Genomic DNA, 21,734 nt, shown 5'->3' on the forward strand with positions numbered 1-21,734 from the left:
CTGTAAGAGTTCTGGTAGGGGCCGGATATGTTTCCGGCCCCTGCTCGTTCCGGAGAAACAATGCCCGCACCCGCCATCTACGTCGATGCCGACGCCTGCCCAGTCAAGGCCGAGGTCGAGAAGGTCGCCGAGCGCCATGGCGTCGTGGTCACTTACGTTTCCAATGGGGGCCTGCGCCCTTCGCGCGACCCTATGATCCGCAATGTCGTCGTCTCCAAGAGCGCCGATGCCGCCGACGACTGGATCGTCGAGAACGCCAAATCCAACGACATCGTGGTGACGGCCGACATTCCGCTCGCAGCCCGCACCGTGGCGCTCGGCGCGCATGTGCTGGGGCCGACCGGACGTCCTTTCACGCCCGAGACGATCGGCATGGCGGTGGCGATGCGCGATCTCAAGCAGCATCTGCGCGAGACCGGCGAAAGCAAGGGCTACAATGCCAGCTTCGCGCCGCAGGATCGCTCCCGGTTCCTCGGCGAACTCGACCGCATCTTGCGGCGCGCTCTGAAATCCGCCACACCGGGCTAGCAACAAAGCGCCATCCAGGTGGAGACCGCCATGGCCGCCGAAACCCCGATCAAGAACCCCATGCAGCGCCATATGCTGTTCGCGGTATCGGCGTGTCTCGGGGCGTTTGCGCTGCTCGTGGCGTTGCTGCTGCATGCCCCTCTCGCCTATTCGATCGGCGCCAACGCATTTTTCGCCGCTTACGTCATCCTTGTCGTCAGCCAGATGCCGAAATTCACCGGCAAGTACCTGAGCAAGAACGCACGCGCCACCGATCAGCCGGTTCTGGTCATCTTCGCGGTGACGCTCGTCGTCGTCGGCGTTGCCCTTGTCTCCCTGTTCCTGCTGATCAATCGGAAAGATGGGGATCACCCGATCGAACTCGGCTTTGCGCTGCTGTCGATCCCGCTCGGCTGGTTCACCATTCATGCCATGGCGGCGCTCCACTATGCCCATGTCTACTGGATGGACGGCGACGCGGTCGACGCCGGCACCAAGAAGAAAATCCCGGTCGGCGGCCTGCTGTTCCCTGGCGACAAACGCCCCGAGGGCTGGGATTTCCTTTATTTCTCAACCGTCATCGGCATGACGGCGCAGACCGCCGACACCAACATCTCGACCACGCATATGCGCTGCGTCGTGCTTGTCCATTCGATCCTGTCGTTCTTCTTCAACACCGTCATCGTCGCCGCGGCCGTCAATCTCGCCGTCAGCCTGGGCGGTCCGTAATAAATCCGTGATCGGATGAAACATCGGTTTGGATCGCGACGTATCAGAAGGACAATGAACGCGTGGGCCAAGCCTCGAGGCCCGGGAGACGAGACAAGATGGAATCGGTTGCCAGAAGCCAATCCGAAATTGGACCGGGCGTTCCCGCTTCAAACGACAAAACACTGATCTACCGGCAGTCGCGATGGACGCGGCTGACGCACTGGCTCTGGGCCATTTCATTGTTTTTCATGCTGCTATCCGGCCTGCAGATTTTCAATGCCCGGCCGCAGCTCTACATCGGCAAGCAATCCGGCTTCGGCTACGACAACACCGTTTTCGCCATCGGCGCCGAGAATACGAATGCCGGACCGCGCGGCTACACCGAAATCCTCGGCCACCGCTTCGACACCACAGGCGTCCTCGGCTGGTCGGGCCCGGCCGGTAACGAGACAGCGCGCGGATTTCCGTCCTGGGCGACGATCCCTTCCTACTATGATCTCGGCACCGCCCGCGTCATCCATTTCTTCTTTGCTTGGATCCTGACGACGACCTTGATCGTCTGGCTGGTCGCAAGCCTGATCAACGGCCACATCCGCCGCGATCTGGCGCCGCGCCTGGATGACCTCAAACGCTTGCCACAGGACATTGCCAACCACGCCAGGCTGAAGTTCCACCACACTCGCGAATACAACACCTTGCAGAAAATGGCCTATGGCGGCGTGCTGTTCGTGCTCTTGCCGCTGATGATCATCACCGGGCTGGCCATGTCGCCCAGCATGAATTCGGTGCTGCCTTTCCTCAATGAGTTGCTCGGCGGCAGGCAGACGGCACGCACCATCCATTTCACCGTCATGGTTCTGCTGGTGGCCTTTTTCGTCATTCACATCCTGATGATCCTCGCCGCCGGCCCGATCAACGAGCTGCGCTCGATCATCACCGGCTGGTACCGCACCGATCCTCCGGCGCATGACGACAACACATCCGAGAGGAGTGCCTGACATGGCGAAATTTGAAATCAGTCGCCGCAAATTCCTCACCGCGGCCGGCCTCGGCGCTTCCGGCATCATGCTGTCGGGCTGCGACGCCTTCGACAGCCAGCTCAGCATCGGCAGCGGCCTGCGTAGTTTCCTCGAAAACGTCAATGGCCTGACCCACAGGGCGCAAAGGCTGCTCGGCGGCGGCAATTCGCTGGCGCCGGAATTCACCGAAGCTGATATCCGTCAGCCCATGCGGCCGAACGGCGTCACCGCGCCGGATGACGACGCATACAAGGCCCTGCTCGCCAACAACTTCGCCGATTGGCGCCTGGAGGTTTCAGGCCTCGTCGAAAAGCCGCTGTCACTTACCCGCGAGCAGCTCATGAACATGCCGAGCCGCACCCAGATCACCCGCCATGACTGCGTCGAGGGCTGGAGCTGCATCGCCAAATGGACGGGCACTCCGCTGTCCCTGCTGCTCGACCAGGCAATGGTCAAGCCGCAAGCGCGCTATGTCATGTTCCACTGCCTCGACACGATCGACCGCAGCCTGTCGGGCGACGTCAAATATTACGGCACGATCGACCTGATCGATGCCCGCCATCCTCAGACGATCCTAGCCTATGGCCTGAATGGCAAGCCGCTGCCGGTCGAGAATGGCGCGCCGCTGCGCGTCCGTGTCGAGCGCCAGCTCGGCTACAAGATGCCGAAATATCTCTACAAGATCGAACTGGTCGACGGCTTCGCCAATGTCGGCGGCGGCCGTGGCGGCTATTGGGAAGACAATGGCTACGACTGGTATGGCGGGATTTGATGGCCGCCCGCATAGAGGCCGAGCACGATCTGTCGCCCATCGAGTTGAGCTCGCTCGAGGAGCGTCTCCATCGCGACAACCGGCGCATGACGGACCGCGACGACGACCGGGAGCTGGCCTTTGTCATCCGTAATGATGCGGGACACGCGATCGGAGTGGCCGCCGGCTATTCCTGGGCGGGCACGTGCGAGCTTACATTGATGTGGATTGACGAGGCTCACCGAGGCCGCGGCTACGCAAGGCAATTGCTCGACGCTTTTGTCGCCGAGGCCGCCGATCGCGGCGTCAAGAAGATTTGGGTCTCCAGCCACGACTTCCAGGCACCAGGCCTATATGAAAAGGCCGGCTTCGAGCGCATGGCCGAACTGGCGGGATGGCCCGAAGGCCATTCCAATATCATCCTTTGTAAAACGGTAGCGGCGGCCGGCGCGGCTTAGGCAACCTTGTCGAGCAACGGCTTCAGTGCCGGATGGATTTCCGGCGAGGCATGCTTGATCAAGGTCAGCAGTGCACGCTCGTTCTCGTACAAAGGTCGGTTCACCCCGATATGTCCGACCAGCCAGCCGGCTTCACCGGCATCGATCGTCTCGGCCCGTCGGGCCAGCGCCTCTGCGGCCCTGTTCTTCGCCTCCCACTCGGTCTCTATGTCGTCAGGAGAGCGGTAGGCCTCGATGATGCCGGCGAGGCCACCGGAGACCATGCGGCTGAAGAAACCGCCGATTTCCGGATCGGCGCGATCGAGGAAGGTTTCGTGGCGCAGCGCCACCTCGCGGGTGGGCGCCTCGTAACCGGCCGAGCACATGACGAAATTGGCGATCGCCTTGACGAACAGGTCGTTCCAGGACGGGTCGTTGTTGGCCTGGGCCGTCCGTTCGTTGATCCTGAACAGCACCTCGGCCTCGGCCCGGGTGATGGCGATGTTACCATCGCCGCCATGGGCATGGAGGATACGGCGCAGCAGTTCGACTTCCGCCTTGGCGATCAACCCGGGCACCAGCGCGCCGCCCAGCATCAGCGGGCCCTTGCCGTCGACGACGGCGTGGGCGACCTGCTCCAGCGCGTAGACGCAAAGTCGGCTCGGCGAGGATTTCGCCTCTTCCAGCACATGGACCAGCAATTCCAGCTCGGTCCGGCTGTCGACCATGCCGTCGCGCGAAATCGTGCGGACCAGCCAGTCGGCATTCTCCTGTGAAATGTAGCCTTCCGGCTTTTCCTGGTGAACGATGTAGTCGGTGATCGCCTCGACGAAGAACGGTGCCCATTCCGCGCACTTGTCCCGAGCCGTCTGGTCGAGCGCGAACAGCGCCTCGGCTTCGCCCCGGCTCACCACGCCGTCGGCAAAGACGTCGCGGCGCAGCATCACGACATCTTCCGACGCGATGCGGTTCTTCGAGGTCAGCCCCGCCACCGGAGCGCTCATGATCAGTTCGCCCATTTTCCGCCCTTCTCGTCTCATCCGGCGCCAGCCCCAAGGCGCAACACCCCGTCACAATATCAGCCGTGTCTTGAAAAACCGGCAAACGGCGTGGTTAGCGAAGACTTGTCGGAACGATGCATGTCGCCCAAAAATGTGCAGCGGTTTTGGGAGAACGACAGGCATCAACAAAGATCTAGAGTGCGAGACGCGCTTAGATGTCGCTGACAGGTGACAAGCCGTCGCGCACGGGCTATGGATGGCGCGTCGAGGACTCAGGTTTTGAGTCCTACCTGTTTGCGGGAGAGAGCAGCGAGAGCTGCCGCCGAAGGGGAAATCGCCCGAAATCTCTCAGGCAAAAGAACCGTGGACGGGAAAGACACTCTGGAAAGTCGGGGCTTGCCCCCGCGCCGAAGGTGTAAGCGCCGCTGACAGAGTTCCGGCTGCGCGAGTCTCTCAGGCTTCAGACAGAGGGGCACGGACTGGTCGCCATCAGCGGCCGATTGCGTGCGACTCTGGAGACGACATGACGGGCGACAACGACAAACACCTTCCCCTCGAAGACATCCATGCGGCCGCCGGTGCGCGCTTCGGCGCCTTTGCCGGCTGGTCGATGCCGCTGACCTATCCGGCCGGCGTCATGAAAGAGCATCTGCACACCCGCGAACATGTGGGCCTGTTCGACATCTCGCATATGAAGCTGTTCGAGGTCAGCGGACCACAGGCGGTGACGCTGTTGAACCGCGCCTGCCCGCTTGACGCCGGCGCGCTCGAAATCTCGCAATCCAAGCTGAGCTTCTTCCTCAACGAGGCCGGCGGCGTCCTCGACGACCTGATCGTCACCAGGCTCGGCGAAGAGCGTTTCATGGTGGTCGCCAATGCCGGCAATGCTGTCGCCGATGAAAAGCACCTGCGCGCCTTGGCAACCGATTTCGACGCCGAGGTCGAGCCGCTCGACCGTGTCTTCCTCGCCATTCAGGGACCGGAGGCCTGGGCGGCACTTTCCCGCGCCGGCCTCGAGACCGGTTCGCTGCTGTTCATGCATGGCATCGAACCGCGAAAAAACTGGTTCATGAGCCGCTCCGGCTACACCGGCGAGGACGGTTTCGAGATCGGCCTGCCGGAAGCCGACGCGCGCGACCTTGCCACCAAGCTGCTGGAAGATGAACGCGTGCTCTGGATCGGTCTTGCCGCGCGCGACAGCCTGCGGCTGGAAGCCGGGCTTTGCCTGCACGGCCAGGACATCACGCCGGAGACCGACCCGGCCGCGGCGGCGCTGATGTGGGCGATCCCGAAAGAGATCCGTGCCTCCGGTACCTTCATCGGCGCCGATGCCTTGCGCATGGTCGTGGAGCGGGGTCCCGCGCAAAAGCGCGTCGGGTTGAAACCCGAGGGCCGCCAGCCGGTACGGGCGGGCGCGGCGCTTTTCGATGCCGACGGCAACCCGGCCGGCCATGTCACCTCGGGCGGCTTCGGCCCGTCCGCCGGCCATCCGGTCGCCATGGGTTATGTCGCCACCCCGCTGGCCAAGCCCGGAACACGCCTTTTCGCCGACGTGCGCGGCACGAAAATACCCATCGATATCAATCCCCTGCCCTTCACACCTCATCGCTACCGCAAAGGATAGACCCCATGGCAAAGATCTATTTCACGTCAGATCATGAATGGCTGAGCGTCGAGGGCGGCATCGCCACCGTCGGCATTACCGACTACGCCCAGGAACAGCTCGGCGATCTCGTCTTCGTCGAACTGCCGGAGGCCGGCCGCAAGCTCGCCAAGGGCGAAACCGCCGTGGTGGTCGAATCCGTCAAGGCGGCCTCGGACGTCTACGCGCCGGTCGACGGCGAGATCACCGAGTCCAACGGCACGCTGTCGTCCGACCCATCGCTGGTCAACTCGGCCGCGACCGGCGCCGGCTGGCTGTGGAAGATGAAGCTCGCCGACGATAGCCAGCTCGCCAGCCTCATGGATGAGGCCGCCTACAAAGCCCATATCGGCTGATATCAGGACGCATCGACATGACCGCTACACCCTACCCCTTCTCGGCCCGCCACATCGGACCCGGCCTTGCCGATGTCAGAGCCATGCTCGCCGTCATCGGTGTTCCCTCGGTGGAGACGCTGATCAGTCAGGCCGTGCCGAGATCGATCCGCCTCGACCAGCCGCTGGCCCTGCCGGCACCGGCGAGCGAAGCCGAAGCGCTCGCCGAGTTGTCCGCGACCATGGCGAAGAACATTGTGCTGAAGAGCTTCATCGGCGCCGGTTACCACGGCGTCCACGTGCCGCCGGTGATCCAGCGCAATCTGTTCGAGAATCCGGCCTGGTACACCGCCTACACGCCCTACCAGGCCGAGATCAGCCAGGGCCGGCTCGAAATGCTGTTCAACTTCCAGACGCTGGTCGCGGAACTGACCGGCCTGCCGGTGGCGTCGGCTTCGCTGCTCGACGAGGCGACCGCGGTCGCCGAAGCGGTCGGCATTGCGCTTCGCCACCATCGCGACAAGCGCACCAAGGTGGCGCTTGCCGGCACGCCGCACCCGCAGACGCTGGACGTGGTGCGCACCCGCGCCGAGCCGCTCGGCATCGAGATCGACGGCGAGGAGATCGACGACAACACCGCCGCCTTGCTCGTCTCCTGGCCTGACACGTTTGGCGTCTATGGCGACCACAAGGCGGCGATCGCCAGGGCTCGCGCCGCCGGCGCGCTGGTCGTCTTCATCGCCGACCCGCTTGGCCTGACGCTGACCGATGCTCCGGCAAAGCTTGGCGCGGACATCGCCGTCGGACCGATGCAGCGCTTTGGCGTGCCGATGGGCTTTGGCGGCCCCCATGCCGCCTATTGCGCCGTCTCCGACAAGCTGACGCGGCTGATGCCGGGCCGCCTTGTCGGCCAGTCGACCGACAGCAAGGGCCGGCCGGGCTACCGCCTCGCCTTGCAGACGCGCGAGCAGCACATCCGCCGCGACAAGGCGACGTCCAATATCTGCACCGCGCAGGCGCTGCTCGCCAATATGGCGACCGCCTACGCCATCTGGCACGGCCCCGCCGGCCTGCAGGCGATCGCCGGGCGCATCCATGCGCTGGCCAATCGCCTGGCAAGCGGCCTCGATGCGGCGGACGTACCGGTGCTCGGCTCCAGCCGCTTCGACACGGTGACGGTGGAGGCGAAGGGCAAGGCCACCCAGATCGCGGCCGCCGCCGAAAAAACCGGCCGGCTGCTGCGTGTGCTCGACGCCGATCATGTCGGCATCAGTTTCGACGAGACCTCGACCGATGCCGATCTCGACGCGATCGCGGCCCTGTTCGGCGCCACGGCTGCTTCGTCCTCCGACAGCACGGTGCCCGGCAAGCCGCGCGGCAAGGAGTTTTTGACCCAGCCGGTCTTCCACGAGAACAAGTCGGAAACCGAGATGATGCGCTTCCTGCGCCGGCTGGCCGACAAGGACCTGGCGCTCGACCGCGCCATGATCCCGCTGGGCTCCTGCACCATGAAGCTCAACGCCGCGGCGGAAATGATGCCGGTGAGTTGGCCAAGCATCGCAAACCTGCATCCCTTCGCGCCGGCCAGCCATTCGGCCGGCTATCGCGCCATGATCGGCGAACTGGAAGGCTGGCTGGCGGAGATCACCGGTTTCGACGCGGTAACCGTGCAGCCCAATGCCGGAAGCCAGGGTGAATATGCCGGGTTGCTGGCCATCCGCGCCTATCACCGCTCGCGCGGTGAGGGTCATCGCACCGTCTGCCTGATCCCCTCTTCCGCGCATGGCACCAACCCGGCGAGTGCCGCGATGGCCGGCATGAGCGTCGTCGTCGTGCGCTGCCTGGAAGACGGCAACATCGACATGGACGATATGCGGGCCAAGGCCAACGAGCACTCCAAGAACCTCGCGGCGCTGATGTTCACCTTTCCCTCGACGCATGGCGTCTACGAGGAAGGCGCGCGCCATCTCTGCGCGCTCATCCATGAGCATGGCGGCCAGGTCTATTTCGATGGCGCCAACCTCAACGCCCTTGTCGGACTTGCCCGTCCCGGCGACATCGGCGCCGACGTCTGCCACATGAACCTGCACAAGACCTTCTGCATCCCGCATGGCGGCGGCGGACCGGGCGTCGGTCCGATCGGCGTCAGGGCGCATCTGAAGCCCTATCTGCCCGGCCATGTCACCGAGGGCTCGGCGCACGCCGTGGCTGCCGCCCCCTTCGGCAGCGCTTCCATCCTGCCGATCACCTGGATGTACATCCGCATGATGGGCGCTTCCGGCCTCAAGCAGGCGACCGAGACGGCGATCGTTTCGGCCAACTACGTGGCGACGCGCCTCGCGCAGCATTTCCCGCTGCTTTACAAGGGCAGGAGCGACCGCGTCGCCCATGAATGCATCCTCGATACCCGCGTGCTGAAGGAGAGCGCCGGCATCGGTGTCGAGGACATCGCCAAGCGCCTGATCGACTACGGTTTCCACGCGCCGACCATGTCGTTCCCGGTCGCCGGCACGCTGATGGTCGAGCCGACCGAGTCCGAGCCCAAGCGCGAGCTGGACCGTTTCTGCGAGGCCATGATCGCCATAGCGGGAGAGGCGGCGAAAGTCGCCAAAGGCGAATGGCCCTTGGCCGACAATCCGCTGGTCAACGCGCCGCACACTTCGGCCGAGGCGCTGGCCGGTCAATGGACCCATCCATACTCGCGCATGGAGGCGGCCTATCCCGCCGGCGACGCCGACACGGCGGCAAAGTACTGGCCGCCGGTATCGCGCATCGACAATGTCGCGGGAGACCGCAACCTGGTCTGCTCCTGCCCGCCGCTATCCGACTACCTCGGTGCGGCCGAATAGCTATGCGGAGCGTAAGGCCGGCTTCACCGGGTCGGCCTTGCCCGGCCTTTTGCGGCTGATGACGCAATTTCGCCCCGCGCGCTTGGCGGCGTAGAGCGTGGCGTCGGCCCTGGCCAGCACCTCGTCGAGGGTGCTGCCGTCGGTCTCGCCGAACCCGATCCCGCCGCTGACCGTGCTGCGCAAGGGGCCGAGCGGGGTGGGCACGACTTCCGTGCCGAAGGCAACGCCGATCTTGCTGGCGAGATCATGGGCGCGCTCTTCCGTCATGCGCGACATGACGATCGCGAACTCCTCGCCACCCAGGCGAAAGGCGTCGACCCCGGTCCTGGCATATTTCCGGATGACGGCGGCGAAGCGGCACAGGACCTGGTCCCCGACCGGGTGTCCATAGATGTCGTTGGTGCGCTTGAAGTGATCGAGGTCGAACATGACGATCGCCATGAACGGACCGAAGGTGCGCTCGCCGTAAAGCGACGTCAGACCCCGACGGTTCATCAGGCCGGTCAACGGATCGGTCATGGTCTCGGCCTTGAGTTCGATCTGCGCCTGCAAATGATGAAGCGAGAGCGTCAAGGCGCCGAGGCCCGTCATGCAGGCCACCGCCACGACCGAGTTGAGGCGTTCAGCCCAGTTGTCGGGCGCCACGCCGAGCGTCCACTGCCCATTGGCCATCAGGACCACGCCGCAAAGGGCAAACGAAAGCGCACAGCTGCCGCTCAGGAACGAAACGACCAGCAGGATGCGGCGATCGTGACTGCCATTGATCCAGAACATGGCCCCGATCGTCGAGAGCAGCGCGGTGACCGTCGCGTAGGTGATCACGAAGCCGATACCGTCAAGCCCCATGAAGGTCACGGCCGCGCAGACAGCCATGGCGGCAAATGTCGGCGCGATCGCGCGCCTGTGGTCCGGGACACCGAGATATTGCATGGCCGAAATGCAGATGATCAGGAAGCCCAGGCTGAGCAGCGCCAACGCCATTTGGCAAAGCAGTGGATCGGGTTCCCTGGTGTAGCGCCAGAAGACGATCACATGCGCGACGAGCACGAGAATGCCGCATGCCACCGTCAGCACGAAGCGTGCCCGCGGCGCGGTGAACCAGATCGCAAACATGGTGGCGGCCAGACAGGTGCCCGACAGCGCGGCTGCGAGCAGGAGCGAACTGAAATCCAGCATATCGGGCGGGGGCCTCTCGAACGTCGGCGGTTGCGCCGCATTCTAGGTCAGCGGCAGCCCTCGGACATGGTTTTCAGGCGATCTCCCGACCGAACCTGCGGATAGGGTTTACAAAGCGTCGATGCCCCCTGTGCCGAAACCGCACCATGGCGGGAACGGGGCTGACGTCAGCCCTTGTTCAACAAGGCAAGATTGGCGTCGACGACGGTGGGATCGGCCATGCCGGCCCTGGCTTCCAGCAGCAGCGACCGGGCCTTCTTTTTGTTGCCGCGCAACAGTTGGGAATAGCCCATATTGTTGACGATCCGCGGTTTGCGGCCGGCGACCTTCAGCAGCTGACCATAGGCGCGGTCGGCGAAGTCGAAGCGGCCGAGTTCGTCATAGGACGCGGCAAGCCCCATCCAGGCCTCCGCATTATCGGCCTTCAGCTCGACGGCCTTGCGGAAATGCTGTTCGGCAAGACCGTAATTGGCGTCGCGAAACTGCGCCTTGCCTTCCGCCAGGTCGGACGTGGCGACCTCCTTGGCAGCTGGTTGAATGGCGGTGGTCTTGGTCGTGTCGACGTTGCTGTTCGTCGTGCACCCGGTGATCATCAGGACGGCGGCCATCGTGGCCACCGCCGAAAAATTCGTCTGACGCATGCCCTGCCCCGTCGCCCGATTTGCCGGGTCGTTCTCTGGCAAAGACACTACAGCACAGCCATTAAGCTTCGGTGCCGAAATGCGGCTAAGATTTGGTTTCCGCGATACCGGCCATTAACCACCGGCGCCGCGGCGCCTCGATCCCGCCGGATACGAGCGGCATTCTCACTGCCCCATGGCCTTGAGCGCAGCCGGAACCGGATAGCGGCTGCCATCATAGCGCAGCCGGTAGGTCCGCTTCACAGACTTGCCGGGATGGGACTGGCACTCGCCATCCTGGTCGGGGGACGGCTCGTCGGTATCCGTCCGTTCGACCGCGGTGATGTCGCGATAGCCGTGGTGACGCGCCGAATTCATTGCCAGGCTGACCCGACTGGAATGAAAGGATCCCGCGCAATTGGTATCGCCTTCGCCGCCATTGCCGGCAACGACAAGACCATCGAGCACCATGCGCAGCGCGTCGCCGGCGACGGCATAGAGCCGCAGGTCGGTTTCGCTGAACGGATTGGCCTGCGAGTGATTTGCCATCTCGATACGCAGGCCGAAGGCGGCGACACCGGGCGCCAACCCGTAGCGGCCGGTATCGAATTCGATCTTGCGGATGGCGATGGCATCATCGGTCATCAGCCGGGGCTGCAGCAGGCGCTGGCGCACCTGCATGCTCTTACTGTCGACGACCAGAAGCTCGATATCGCCAACATGCCCGTCGTCGCTGGATTGGGCGCTGTCGGTCAGCGGCACCGCGACCAGCAACAGATCGTCATGCGCGGGCCAGACCTTGCAGACCAGGCCGAATGGCGAATCGCTGTCCGGAGGCGCCAAGGAGATGCTGGTATGGGGCTCGAGCGTGAATGAGGCACCGTCAGCGCTCTTTCGCGCCTTCGGATAGGCCTGCTGCACCAATGCGGCGGCATCGCCGCAATCGCCAGCCTCGGCCTTGGTGGGCGACAAGCTCGCCGCGGCGAGGCCCAGCAAAAGGGCGGGCAACAGAATGCGCATGGGCTTCTCACAATTTGCTTCTGGGATCCCGATGTACCACGTCGACGGAACGTTTAAATCCGTCTGGACGCGGCGCGCCTTAGTGGCCCGTCAGTTTGACGATGATCGGAATGACCGCGATCATCAGCACCACCGGCAGGATGCAGACCACCACCGGCACGGACATCTTTGCCGGCAAAGCATGCGCTTTCTCCTCGGCCAGCGACATGCGCTTGTGGCGCATCTCGTCCGAAAACACCCTGAGCGCGCCCGACAGGCTGGTGCCGAGTTCCTTCGACTGCTGCAGGAGCGTGGCGAAGGAGCGCACCTCGTCCAGGCTGAGGCGATCGGCCAGCGCCTTCAGCGCGTCGTCGAGGCTGCGCCCGGCCCGAAGCTCGAGCGACACGAGCTGCAAATTCTGGCTGAGCGACGGATAAGTCTTGGCGAGTTCCTTCGAAACCCGCTCGACGCCCGCTTCCATGCTCATGCCAGCATCGGAGCAGACGATCATCAAGTCCATGAAATCGGGAAAGCCGTTGCGGTATTCGCGCATCTTTTCCCGCACCTTCTGGGTCAGCACCAGACCCGGCAGGAAGTAGCCGGCAGCGCCCGACAGGATGATGAAGGTCCACCGGCTGGTCATGGTCGCGTCCGGGCTGGCCATCCACCGGTTGAGCACGAAGACTCCGATCGCCGTGCCGATCATCGCCGTGAACCGGATGAGGAAGAACATGCCGACGGCGCGCGGCTCCATGTAGCCTGCCTGGATGAGCTTCAAACGCAGGCGGGCGACATTCTCGGGATCGCTCTTGGCATAGAACTCCTGCGCCCGCTTCACCGCTTTTTCGCGCACGACGCCGCTATTCTTCTTCTGCACCGGTTCGGGTTTGGCCACCACCGGACCGTGGTCTACCTTGAGCCGCCGCTTGACTTCATTGCGGTCGCCCTTTGCCACGACCATCGGCCAGGCAAACGCGGCAGCGCCCACGGCCAGCAGCAAGACAGCCACCGGCATCAGCGACGTCGGCGCGAGCGAGGCGAGGAATTCAACGACGCTTTGCATGTCAGAACTTGAAGTTCGACATTTTGAACATGATCAGATTGCCCAGCATCAGCCAGGTAACCGAGCCGCCGATCATGTACCATGTCTTCGGCACGCCCCAGACGTCGCTGTAATATCCCGGCATCATGGCCATGATGGCGGTGAACAGCAGCAGTGGCACGGCCGTCAAAATGTAGGCCGACAGCCGGCCCTCCGTCGAAATCGCGCGCACCTTGCGGCGCAGCTTGCCGCGTTCGCGGATCGTCGTGGACAGCCCATCAAGGATTTCGCGCAAATTGCCGCCGGAGCTGGTCTGGATCGACACGGCGGTGACGAACAGCGGCAGGTCTTCGTGGCCGACCCTGTCGAACAACGAATTCAATGCCGAGACCAGGTCGGAACCATAGGTCACCTCGTCGGCGATGACGCCGAATTCGGTGCCGATCGGATCGGGCATCTCACGCGACACCATGGCAATAGCCACCGGTACCGGATGACCGGCCTTGAGGCCGCGCGTGATCAGCTCCAGCGCCTCCGGCAACTGCATGCCGAAACGCTTGAGCCGGCGCTTGCGCATGGAGCGCATCGCCATGACCGGCAGCAACGGCGCCAGCACGACAAAAAGGATGAGCCCCATCAACAGCGGCAAGCCGCGCGAGATCGCGAACAGGGTCGCGGCCATCGCCACGCCGCAGGTGATCATCAGGAATTTCGACAGCGGCATGATCATTCCCGACTGCGTGCGCAGCGCCCGGAACCGGTCGGGAGAAAACAGCGGGGTGCCGGCATCGAGGCCGCGCTCCTTGCGCAGCTGGATCAGCACCTGTTCCTGGCTGATCTTGTTTTCCCGCAACTTCATGCGCCGGTTGATGGCGGTGCGTTTGTCGCTGCGGCCGGCGTAGAGCAGATAGGCGGCCTCGGCGATCATGATGCCGGTCAGCGCGGCTCCGGCATAGACGACATAGATCGCGCTGAACCCGTCGAACATCCGGCTACTCCTGCGGCCGGCCGGGTTCGAAATAGCGTCCTGGAAACTCGATGCCCATGGCGCGCAGATCCTCCAGGAAACGCGGCCTTATGCCGGTCGCCTCGTAATAACCGAGGATCTTGCCGTCGGCCTCCATACCGGTGCGTACGAAACGGAATATCTCCTGCATCTGGATGACATCGCCTTCCATGCCGGTCACCTCGGCGACACTGGTCACCTTGCGCTTGCCGTCGGAAAGCCGGGTCAGCTGGACGATGATGTCGATGGCGCTGGCGATCTGGCTGCGGATCGACTGCACGGTCATCGGCATGCCGGTCATGCCCAGCATCTGCTCCAGGCGCGAAATGCAGTCACGCGGCGTATTGGCGTGGATGGTCGCCATCGACCCTTCATGGCCGGTGTTCATCGCCTGCAGCATGTCGAATGCTTCCTCGCCGCGGCACTCGCCGAGGATGACGCGGTCGGGGCGCATGCGCAGCGCGTTCTTGACCAGGTCGCGCTGCTTCAGTTCGCCATGGCCCTCGATGTTGGCGGGGCGCGTCTCCATGCGCGCGACATGCGGCTGCTGCAATTGAAGTTCCGCCGCGTCCTCGATGGTGATCAACCGCTCGTCTTCCGGGATGAAGGCCGACAGCGCGTTGAGCATCGTCGTCTTGCCGGTGCCGGTGCCGCCAGAAATGATCGTCGTCTTGCGGGCATGGACGGCCGCCGCCAGCACCTCGGCCATGTTCTGCGTGATGGCGCCGAATTCGACCAGCCTGTGCAGGCCAAGCTTGTTCTTGGAGAACTTGCGGATCGATACCAGCGGGCCGTCCACGGCCACCGGGCGGATGGCCGCGTTGAAGCGCGAGCCATCCAGCATGCGCGCGTCGACCATCGGCTGCGATTCGTCGACGCGGCGGCCGACGGCGGCGACGATCTTGTTGACGATCCGGAGCAGATGCGCCTCGTCCTTGAACGGGATATGGACCTGCTGCAGCTTGCCTTTCTTTTCCACGAAACAGTTCTGGTGGCCGTTGATCAGGATATCGTTGATGTCGGGATCCTTGAGCAGCGGTTCGAGCGGGCCGAGGCCGACCATTTCGTCGACGATGTCGTCGACCAGCGCGTCGAGTTCGGCGGTGTTGATCGCCATCCGCTCCTGGCGGGTCTTTTCCGAGACGAAATCATGCACCTGCCGGCGCATCTCGTCCTTGGGCAAGCGCTCCAGCGCGACGAGGTTGATCTCCTCGAGCAGCATCCGGTGGATGCGCACGCGGGCATCGAGCACCTTGTTGGCGTTCTTTGCCGGTGCTGCTTCCGGCTTCGCCGGCAAGACTTTTCGGCTGGTCGGGATGACGACCGCATGATGCGCGACCGGCGTCGATTCCGCCGGACGTTGAGGACGCGCATCACGGTTCTGCAGGGTCGAAAAACGGCTGGTCATCCGGCTTTCCTCTTCAGGAGGCCCCTGCCGAGACCGAACAGCGACTTCGACTTGCTCGCGGTCGCCACCGCCTCTTCCGGAAGAATGATCCTCTTCAGGTCGTTGACGACATTGGCGTTGGGATCGATCTCGTGCAACGGCACGCCGCGGTCGACCGCCTCGCGCACCAGCCGGTAGTTGTTGGCGATGCCGCCGACAAAATGCTCGCCGAGGATTTCCTGGACGTCCGCCTGCTTGATGCCGTTGTCGAACATCTTCTGCTCGAAACGATTGACGATCACGTTCGGCTTCACTTCCTTGCCGGCGGTCTCGTAGACGGCCTGGATCAGCCGCTGCGTATGGCGCAGGCACGGCACCGTCATTTCGGCAACGATGTAGAGCTTGTTGGAACCGAGCAGCACCGTCTCCGTCCACGGAAACCAGGTGCGCGGCATATCGATGACGACATTGTCGAAATAGGCCGAAACGAGGTCAAGCATGCGCACAACGACATCGGTCTTGAACGAGCGCATCTCGGCCGGATGCGTGGGCGCCGCCAGCACGCAAAGGCCGCTGGCGTGCTTGGACAGCATGACATCGAGCAGTTGCCGGTCGAGGCGCTCGGGCTGGTTCTCGATTTCGGTGATATCGAAACGCGGCTCCAGATCGAGATATTCGGCGCAGGCACCCTGCTGGAAATTGAGGTCGACCACGCAGGTCGACGCGCCGCGCGTCACCGAGTGGTGCAGCTGGAACGCCGTCTGCAGCGCCAGTGTCGTGGTCCCGACGCCGCCGGCGGCGGGCATGAAGGTATAGATCTGCGACTCGGTGTTTTCCTCGCGCCCGGGTCCCTGCAACGCCCGCACGACCGAACGCACGAGATCGGCGGTGGTGATCGGCTTGACCAGGAAGTCGGCGACCTTGAGCTGCACCAGGATGCGCACGGCGGCGGCGTTGAACTCCTGGGTGACGACGACCACGGGCGCCTTGCCCTCGAGCCGGCGCATGACACGCTGCAGTGACTCGATTTCTTCCAGTTTCGCCGCGTCCATGTCGACGATGACGACGCCGAACTCGGCCTCCTGGACCTCGCCGCGCAGCTCGGTGATGCTCTTCTCCACCGTCACGATCTGGATGATCTCCGAGGCGGCAAAGGCCGTCTTCGTGTCCTGCGCGAATGTCCGGTCTGTCGATATGAGCAGGATCTTCTTGGTGCTGTTTGCCATTCTCGCCGCCTGTGAGGTCGATCGCCGTCTGGATCAGTTGCCCGTGGTCGTTTGCGCTGCCTTGGCACCGGCCGCCTGATCGGGGGTGACCGGCCCGGCGGTCCCGCGCTTGGCAGGCACGAGAAGCCTGGTGTTCTGGACGCCGTACTTCCACGGATCGACCATCTGTTTGACGGTGTTGGCGGCCTGCGCCTCGCCGGCGCCGGACGTCACCCCTTCGCTGCGCAGGTAGTCGTCGCTGGTGCAGCCGCTTGCCAGGCCGGCAAGAAGCAGGGCGATGCTCGATCTCAGGATCAGACGCATGGCTTCAGTCCTTCGGCAGGTCGAGGAAATGACCGACTTTGGTGGCGGAAGCGCCCCGCGCGGCACTGCCGTCGGCCAATGCCAGCGCACGGTTGGTGTCCGCCCCCTTCACCTCCTCGGTGTTGTTGAGGAAATAGTCGGCATTGCTGGCGGGCTGCGTCCCATCGGTCGGCTCGGCCATTTTCTTCGACGGATCGACCGGCTTGACCAGATAGGGCGTAACGATGATGACCAGGTCGGTCTCGCGCCGCTGGTAGGATTTCGACGAGAACAGCGCCCCAAGCACGGGCATCTTGCCGAGGCCCGGAATGCGCGATGTGGTGATGTCGTTCTGCGACTGCAGCAGCCCGGCAATCATGAAGCTCTGGCCGTTCTTCAGGTCGACCGAGGTCTTGGCGCGGCGCACGATGAAGCCCGGCACCGAGATGGTGCCGATATTGTAGGATGCCGACGCGTCGATCGAGGAGACTTCCGGCGCGATGTCGAGGCTCACCAGCCCGTCCTTCAGCACGGTCGGCGTGAAATCCAGGCTGACGCCGTATTTCTTGTAGCTGACGGAGATCTTGCCATTGTCCTCCGAAACCGGGATCGGGAATTCGCCGCCGGCAAGGAAGCTCGCTGTTTCGCCGGAACGCGCGATGAGGTTCGGTTCCGCCAGCCTTCGGGCAAGGCCGCGCTCCTCCAGCGCCTTGATCGCGATATCGATCGAAACGCCATTGGACAGCAGCCGGCCTATGGCTTCACCGGTCCCTGCCCCCGGCACCGTGCCCGGATCGAGAGAGACATCGCGACCGCCGAAGCCGTAAGCGAAATTGGCGCTGTATTTCGCGCCCAGGTCCTGCCCGGCCTGGCGGTTGATCTCGACGAAGCGGACATTGAGCTGGACCTGCTGCGACGAGGAGATATTGACCGAATTGATCACCTCCTCATTACCGGAGAAGCGGGTGGCGATCTTGTTTGCCTTTTCGGCGGCGACGGCATCATCGGCCTCGCCCGAAAGCACGACACGGCCATTGGCCGAGCCGACCTTGATCTTGGCGTCGGGCACGCTGGCACGGATGGTGCTGGCCAATTGGTCGGTGTCGAGCGTCACTTCGATGTCGACTGTGCCGACAAGCTGCTTGTTCTGGTCGAATAGCGCGATGCCGGTGGTGCCGAGATTATTGCCCAGCACATAGAAGGATTTGTCGGTCAGCGGATTGACGTTGGCGATCTCCGGATCGCCGATGACGATCTGGTAGAAGGCGGCGCTCGTCATGATCGTCTTGGGCTTGCCCTTGGCGACCTTGATCGAGGCGTTCTTGGTCGACGAGACATAGACGATGTCGTTGTCCGCCCTGGCCGCGCCGGCGAAGGCGAGCATGCCGCTCGCGGCCAGGCAAGCCGCCATCGCCAGAGCGCGCACGAAACGCAACCGACCCGTCATTCGATAGTGCGTATGCATCACCATGATTCCCGTCCCGCCCGGTCCCCACCGGTCCTTACTTCTGGTCCCGCGAAGGAACCTGATATTCCTCGGCCTGCGTGCCGCGTGTCACGATGACCGTCTTGAATTTCGGCTTCTCCGGCTCCTTGGCGATGGCATCGAACAGGGAGCCGGCCGCGGCCTGGGTCTTGGAAGCCACCGATCCGCCGAAGGATGAGATGGTGGTGACGCCGTTCTTGCCGTCGCCGCCTTCGCTGGCCGAGCGCAGCGAGAGCGACAGCGTCCCGACGGTGCGCGCCAGCGCCACTTTCTGCGCGCCTTCGGTCGTCACCTCCAGGGTCACGGAATTGGCCACCTGCGGCGTCGTCTGGCGCTCGTCGGCGCCCTGTCCGACGCTCAGCACCTTGGCGTCGGCAACGACGATCTCCGAGGTGATGGTCGAACCGGACGCCCCTTGCGCGTTCTTGGCGACTTCCTGGATTTCGCCGGCGTCACGGGTCAGCACGACATCGACACGGTCGCCCGGCGTGACGAAGCCGCCGACGCCGGCGATCTCGTCGGTGCGGATGGTGACCGCCCGCATTCCGGGCGTCAGCATGTTGGACAGCGTCGCGCGGCCGTTCGGTCCCGACAGCTTGGTGAGCAGCACCGGCTCGTTGACGTCGATCGGCGACAGCACGACCCGGCCACCCTCGCCCAGCAATCCATCGATGGTGGCAAAGGCGCCCTGCGGTAGGGAATCCTGCGGCCATGGGATCTCGCTGAGCTTGGCGCGGTCGAGCTCCATGCCGTAACGCAACGGCGCGCTCGCCACCACGATCGTCTTGAACTCGATCCTGGGTGCGGCCGGAGCGGCGATCGAAGCCGTTTTCTCCTCGGCGTCCGCCTTGGCCTGGCTCTTCACCCAGAAATCCGCGGCAAAGATCGAGATCGCGCCGAAAACGGCGGCGATGCCGATCATCGTTATGGCCTTGCCCCTCACGCCGAAACCCCTGATGCCCGTCGTTTCTTGTTATGTTGGGCTCACGCTAGGCCGCATTGTTAAAGAATCAGGAATCTTCCGGCCGCCGGTACGCCCGATTTCCGCCGGCTTGGTTATCGAATGGTTTTAGGATAAGAGGGGTTAAATCCCCGAACGTAACAGGAACCTCCGTCGCTTGGCGCTGGAAAGCGTGGCAGTATCGACGGGGTGATTCGCAGCTTGGGCGCTATGACAGGCATGGACGACAACAACGATCTTTTCGGCAATCTGGAGAAACAGCCGCAGCCGGTTCGCGCGTCGGCGCGCCCAGCGGATCCGCTGGTGCAAGCGGCGGCCAAGCGTCCGGCCGCGATCCGTGACGGTTCGGAGGGCTACAGTGCCGCCGATATCGAGGTGCTCGAGGGCCTCGAGCCGGTGCGCCGCCGGCCGGGCATGTATATCGGCGGCACCGACGACAAGGCGATGCACCATCTGTTCGCCGAGGTCATCGACAATTCGATGGACGAAGCGGTTGCCGGCCACGCCACCTTCATCGATGTCGAGCTTTCCGCCGACGGCTATCTCACTGTCACCGACAATGGACGCGGCATCCCGGTCGACCCGCATCCGAAATTCAAGAAGCCGGCGCTCGAAGTCATCATGACGACGCTGCATTCGGGCGGCAAATTCGATTCCAAGGTCTATGAGACATCAGGTGGCCTGCACGGCGTCGGCGTTTCCGTCGTCAACGCCCTGTCCGACCATCTCGAGGTCGAAGTCGCGCGCGGCCGCCAGCTCTATCGCCAACGCTTTTCACGTGGCGTTCCGGTAAGCGGCCTGGAGCACCTCGGCGAGGTGCACAACCGCCGCGGCACCAGGATCCGCTTCCATCCCGACGAGCAGATCTTCGGCAAGGGCGCGGCCTTCGAGCCCGCGCGGCTCTACCGCATGACGCGCTCCAAGGCCTATCTGTTCGGCGGCGTCGAGATCCGTTGGACCTGCGATCCCTCCCTGATCAAGGAAAAGGACCAGACGCCGACCAAGGCGGAATTCCATTTCCCAGGCGGCCTCAAGGATTATCTCAAGGCATCACTCGGCGACGACTTCCAGGTCACCCGCGAAATCTTCGCCGGCAAGAGCGACAAGCAAGGCGGCCATGGCTCGCTCGAATGGGCGGTGACCTGGTTCGGCGGCGACGGCTTCATCAATTCCTACTGCAACACGATTCCCACCGGTGAAGGCGGCACGCACGAGGCCGGCTTCCGCAACGTGCTGACGCGCGGCCTACGCGCCTATGCCGATCTCGTCGGCAACAAGCGCGCCTCGATCGTCACATCGGAAGACGTCATGATCTCGGCCGCCGGCATGCTGTCGGTGTTTATCCGCGAACCGGAATTCGTCGGCCAGACCAAGGACAGGCTGGCGACGATCGAAGCGATTCGCATCGTCGAGACCGCGATCCGCGACCCGTTCGACCATTGGCTGGCCGACAATCCGCAGGAAGCCTCGAAGCTGCTCGACTGGGTGATCGCGCGCGCCGATGAGCGGGTGCGCCGGCGCCAGGAAAAGGAAGTGTCGCGCAAAAGCGCGGTGCGCAAGCTGCGCCTGCCTGGCAAGCTCGCCGACTGCACGCAGAATGCGGCGGCGGGTGCAGAACTCTTCATCGTCGAAGGCGATTCCGCCGGCGGCTCGGCCAAGCAGGCGCGCGACCGTGCCAGCCAGGCGGTATTGCCTCTGCGCGGCAAAATCCTCAACGTCGCCAGCGCCGGCAATGACAAGCTGGCCGCCAACCAGCAGATATCGGACTTGATCCAGGCGCTCGGCTGCGGCACGCGGTCAAAGTACCGCGACGAGGATTTGCGTTACGATCGCGTAATCATCATGACCGACGCCGACGTCGACGGCGCCCATATCGCGTCGCTGCTGATTACCTTTTTCTACCAGGAAATGCCGGCGCTGGTACGCGGCGGCCATCTCTACCTGGCGGTGCCGCCGCTCTACTCGATCAGGCAAGGCGGCAAGGTCGCCTATGCCCGCGACGACGCGCACAAGGACGAGCTTCTGCGCACCGAATTCACCGGCCGCGGCAAGGTCGAACTCGGCCGCTTCAAGGGCCTGGGCGAAATGATGGCCGCGCAGCTCAAGGAGACCACCATGGACCCGAGGAAGCGCACGCTGCTCAGGGTCGACGTGATCGACGCCGAGGCGGCGACCAAGGATGCGGTCGACGCACTGATGGGCACCAAGCCCGAAGCCCGCTTCCGCTTCATCCAGGAACGTGCCGAATTCGCCGAGACGGAAGTGCTGGATATCTAGCCGCTGGCCAGTTTAGCTTG

20 protein-coding genes and 1 riboswitch are annotated in these 21,734 nt (G+C 63.8%); of the genes, 9 read left to right on the forward strand and 11 right to left on the reverse strand.

The features are described 5' to 3' along the window. The first annotated feature begins 60 nt into the window (after window positions 1-60). The 5 genes from FJ948_RS02005 (at window position 61) to FJ948_RS02025 (ending at window position 3,446) form a co-directional block, all read left to right on the forward strand. Window positions 61-528 carry a YaiI/YqxD family protein gene (locus FJ948_RS02005; protein WP_140701537.1) on the forward strand — a complete coding sequence of 156 codons (468 nt, stop codon included), beginning with the start codon at window positions 61-63 and terminating at the stop codon, window positions 526-528. Between the two features lie 30 nt (window positions 529-558). Then, window positions 559-1,236, forward strand: a complete 678-nt coding sequence (locus FJ948_RS02010) for a DUF1345 domain-containing protein (protein WP_140701538.1) — start codon at window positions 559-561, stop codon at window positions 1,234-1,236. A 98-nt stretch (window positions 1,237-1,334) separates the two neighbouring features. Beyond that, a complete protein-coding gene (locus FJ948_RS02015; RefSeq protein WP_140701539.1) occupies window positions 1,335-2,216 on the forward strand; it encodes a cytochrome b/b6 domain-containing protein in 882 nt (293 codons plus the stop codon). Window position 2,217: 1 nt separating this feature from the next. Further along, entirely contained in the window at window positions 2,218-3,009 is a 792-nt protein-coding gene (locus tag FJ948_RS02020) for a molybdopterin-binding protein (protein WP_140701540.1), read from the forward strand. Next, the gene (locus FJ948_RS02025) at window positions 3,009-3,446 is read left to right on the forward strand and encodes a GNAT family N-acetyltransferase (RefSeq protein ID WP_140701541.1); all 438 of its coding nucleotides are present in this window, start codon (window positions 3,009-3,011) and stop codon (window positions 3,444-3,446) included. Before FJ948_RS02020 ends, FJ948_RS02025 begins: the two co-directional genes overlap by 1 nt. On the opposite strand, the gene FJ948_RS02030 is transcribed toward FJ948_RS02025, so the two are convergent. Further along, complete coding sequence (locus FJ948_RS02030) at window positions 3,443-4,444, reverse strand: hypothetical protein (RefSeq protein ID WP_140701542.1); 1,002 nt, start codon at window positions 4,442-4,444, stop codon at window positions 3,443-3,445. The two genes, FJ948_RS02025 and FJ948_RS02030, sit on opposite strands and share 4 nt — an antisense overlap. Window positions 4,445-4,713: 269 nt before the next feature. Then, window positions 4,714-4,800: riboswitch (glycine riboswitch) on the forward strand. A 149-nt stretch (window positions 4,801-4,949) separates the two neighbouring features. Here FJ948_RS02030 and gcvT point away from each other — a divergent pair. From gcvT to gcvP, 3 genes are read left to right on the forward strand one after another with little or no spacing between them, the layout of a single operon-like run. Continuing rightward, the gene (gene gcvT, locus FJ948_RS02035) at window positions 4,950-6,050 is read left to right on the forward strand and encodes a glycine cleavage system aminomethyltransferase GcvT (protein ID WP_140701543.1); all 1,101 of its coding nucleotides are present in this window, start codon (window positions 4,950-4,952) and stop codon (window positions 6,048-6,050) included. 5 nt (window positions 6,051-6,055) lie between these two features. Next, complete coding sequence (gene gcvH, locus FJ948_RS02040) at window positions 6,056-6,424, forward strand: glycine cleavage system protein GcvH (RefSeq protein WP_140701544.1); 369 nt, start codon at window positions 6,056-6,058, stop codon at window positions 6,422-6,424. A gap of 17 nt (window positions 6,425-6,441) precedes the next feature. After that, window positions 6,442-9,252, forward strand: a complete 2,811-nt coding sequence (gene gcvP, locus FJ948_RS02045) for an aminomethyl-transferring glycine dehydrogenase (RefSeq protein ID WP_140701545.1) — start codon at window positions 6,442-6,444, stop codon at window positions 9,250-9,252. Here gcvP and FJ948_RS02050 read toward each other — a convergent pair whose 3' ends face one another. The 10 genes from FJ948_RS02050 to cpaB all read right to left on the reverse strand — a co-directional run bounded on the left by FJ948_RS02050 (window position 9,253) and on the right by cpaB (window position 19,419). Next, window positions 9,253-10,428 (reverse strand): GGDEF domain-containing protein, encoded by a 1,176-nt coding sequence (locus tag FJ948_RS02050; protein WP_140701546.1) that lies wholly within the window; start codon window positions 10,426-10,428, stop codon window positions 9,253-9,255. A 167-nt stretch (window positions 10,429-10,595) separates the two neighbouring features. Next, complete coding sequence (locus tag FJ948_RS02055; RefSeq protein WP_140701547.1) at window positions 10,596-11,069, reverse strand: hypothetical protein; 474 nt, start codon at window positions 11,067-11,069, stop codon at window positions 10,596-10,598. Between the two features lie 165 nt (window positions 11,070-11,234). Then, on the reverse strand, window positions 11,235-12,068 hold the full coding sequence (locus tag FJ948_RS02060; RefSeq protein ID WP_181173534.1) for a hypothetical protein: 834 nt from the start codon (window positions 12,066-12,068) through the stop codon (window positions 11,235-11,237). Window positions 12,069-12,147: 79 nt separating this feature from the next. Next, on the reverse strand, window positions 12,148-13,110 hold the full coding sequence (locus tag FJ948_RS02065; protein ID WP_140701548.1) for a type II secretion system F family protein: 963 nt from the start codon (window positions 13,108-13,110) through the stop codon (window positions 12,148-12,150). A 1-nt stretch (window position 13,111) separates the two neighbouring features. Next, complete coding sequence (locus FJ948_RS02070; protein WP_140701549.1) at window positions 13,112-14,077, reverse strand: type II secretion system F family protein; 966 nt, start codon at window positions 14,075-14,077, stop codon at window positions 13,112-13,114. Between the two features lie 4 nt (window positions 14,078-14,081). Then, window positions 14,082-15,503 carry a CpaF family protein gene (locus FJ948_RS02075; RefSeq protein ID WP_140701550.1) on the reverse strand — a complete coding sequence of 474 codons (1,422 nt, stop codon included), beginning with the start codon at window positions 15,501-15,503 and terminating at the stop codon, window positions 14,082-14,084. Continuing rightward, complete coding sequence (locus tag FJ948_RS02080) at window positions 15,500-16,708, reverse strand: response regulator (protein WP_140701551.1); 1,209 nt, start codon at window positions 16,706-16,708, stop codon at window positions 15,500-15,502. The genes FJ948_RS02075 and FJ948_RS02080 overlap by 4 nt, the downstream gene beginning before the upstream one ends. Window positions 16,709-16,741: 33 nt before the next feature. Next, complete coding sequence (locus FJ948_RS02085; protein WP_140701552.1) at window positions 16,742-17,011, reverse strand: hypothetical protein; 270 nt, start codon at window positions 17,009-17,011, stop codon at window positions 16,742-16,744. Between the two features lie 4 nt (window positions 17,012-17,015). After that, window positions 17,016-18,461: a type II and III secretion system protein family protein gene (locus tag FJ948_RS02090; RefSeq protein WP_140701553.1), complete on the reverse strand. Its 1,446-nt coding sequence runs from the start codon at window positions 18,459-18,461 to the stop codon at window positions 17,016-17,018. A 31-nt stretch (window positions 18,462-18,492) separates the two neighbouring features. Beyond that, window positions 18,493-19,419, reverse strand: coding sequence for a Flp pilus assembly protein CpaB (cpaB, locus tag FJ948_RS02095; protein ID WP_246677438.1), 927 nt, complete (start codon window positions 19,417-19,419; stop codon window positions 18,493-18,495). A 237-nt stretch (window positions 19,420-19,656) separates the two neighbouring features. Here cpaB and parE point away from each other — a divergent pair, with 237 nt between their 5' ends. Next, window positions 19,657-21,714: a DNA topoisomerase IV subunit B gene (gene parE / locus FJ948_RS02100; RefSeq protein ID WP_140701554.1), complete on the forward strand. Its 2,058-nt coding sequence runs from the start codon at window positions 19,657-19,659 to the stop codon at window positions 21,712-21,714. Window positions 21,715-21,734 lie beyond the last annotated feature (20 nt).

It is taken from the genome of Mesorhizobium sp. B2-3-12, assembly GCF_006442205.1.
Classification (GTDB): Bacteria; Pseudomonadota; Alphaproteobacteria; order Rhizobiales; family Rhizobiaceae; genus Mesorhizobium.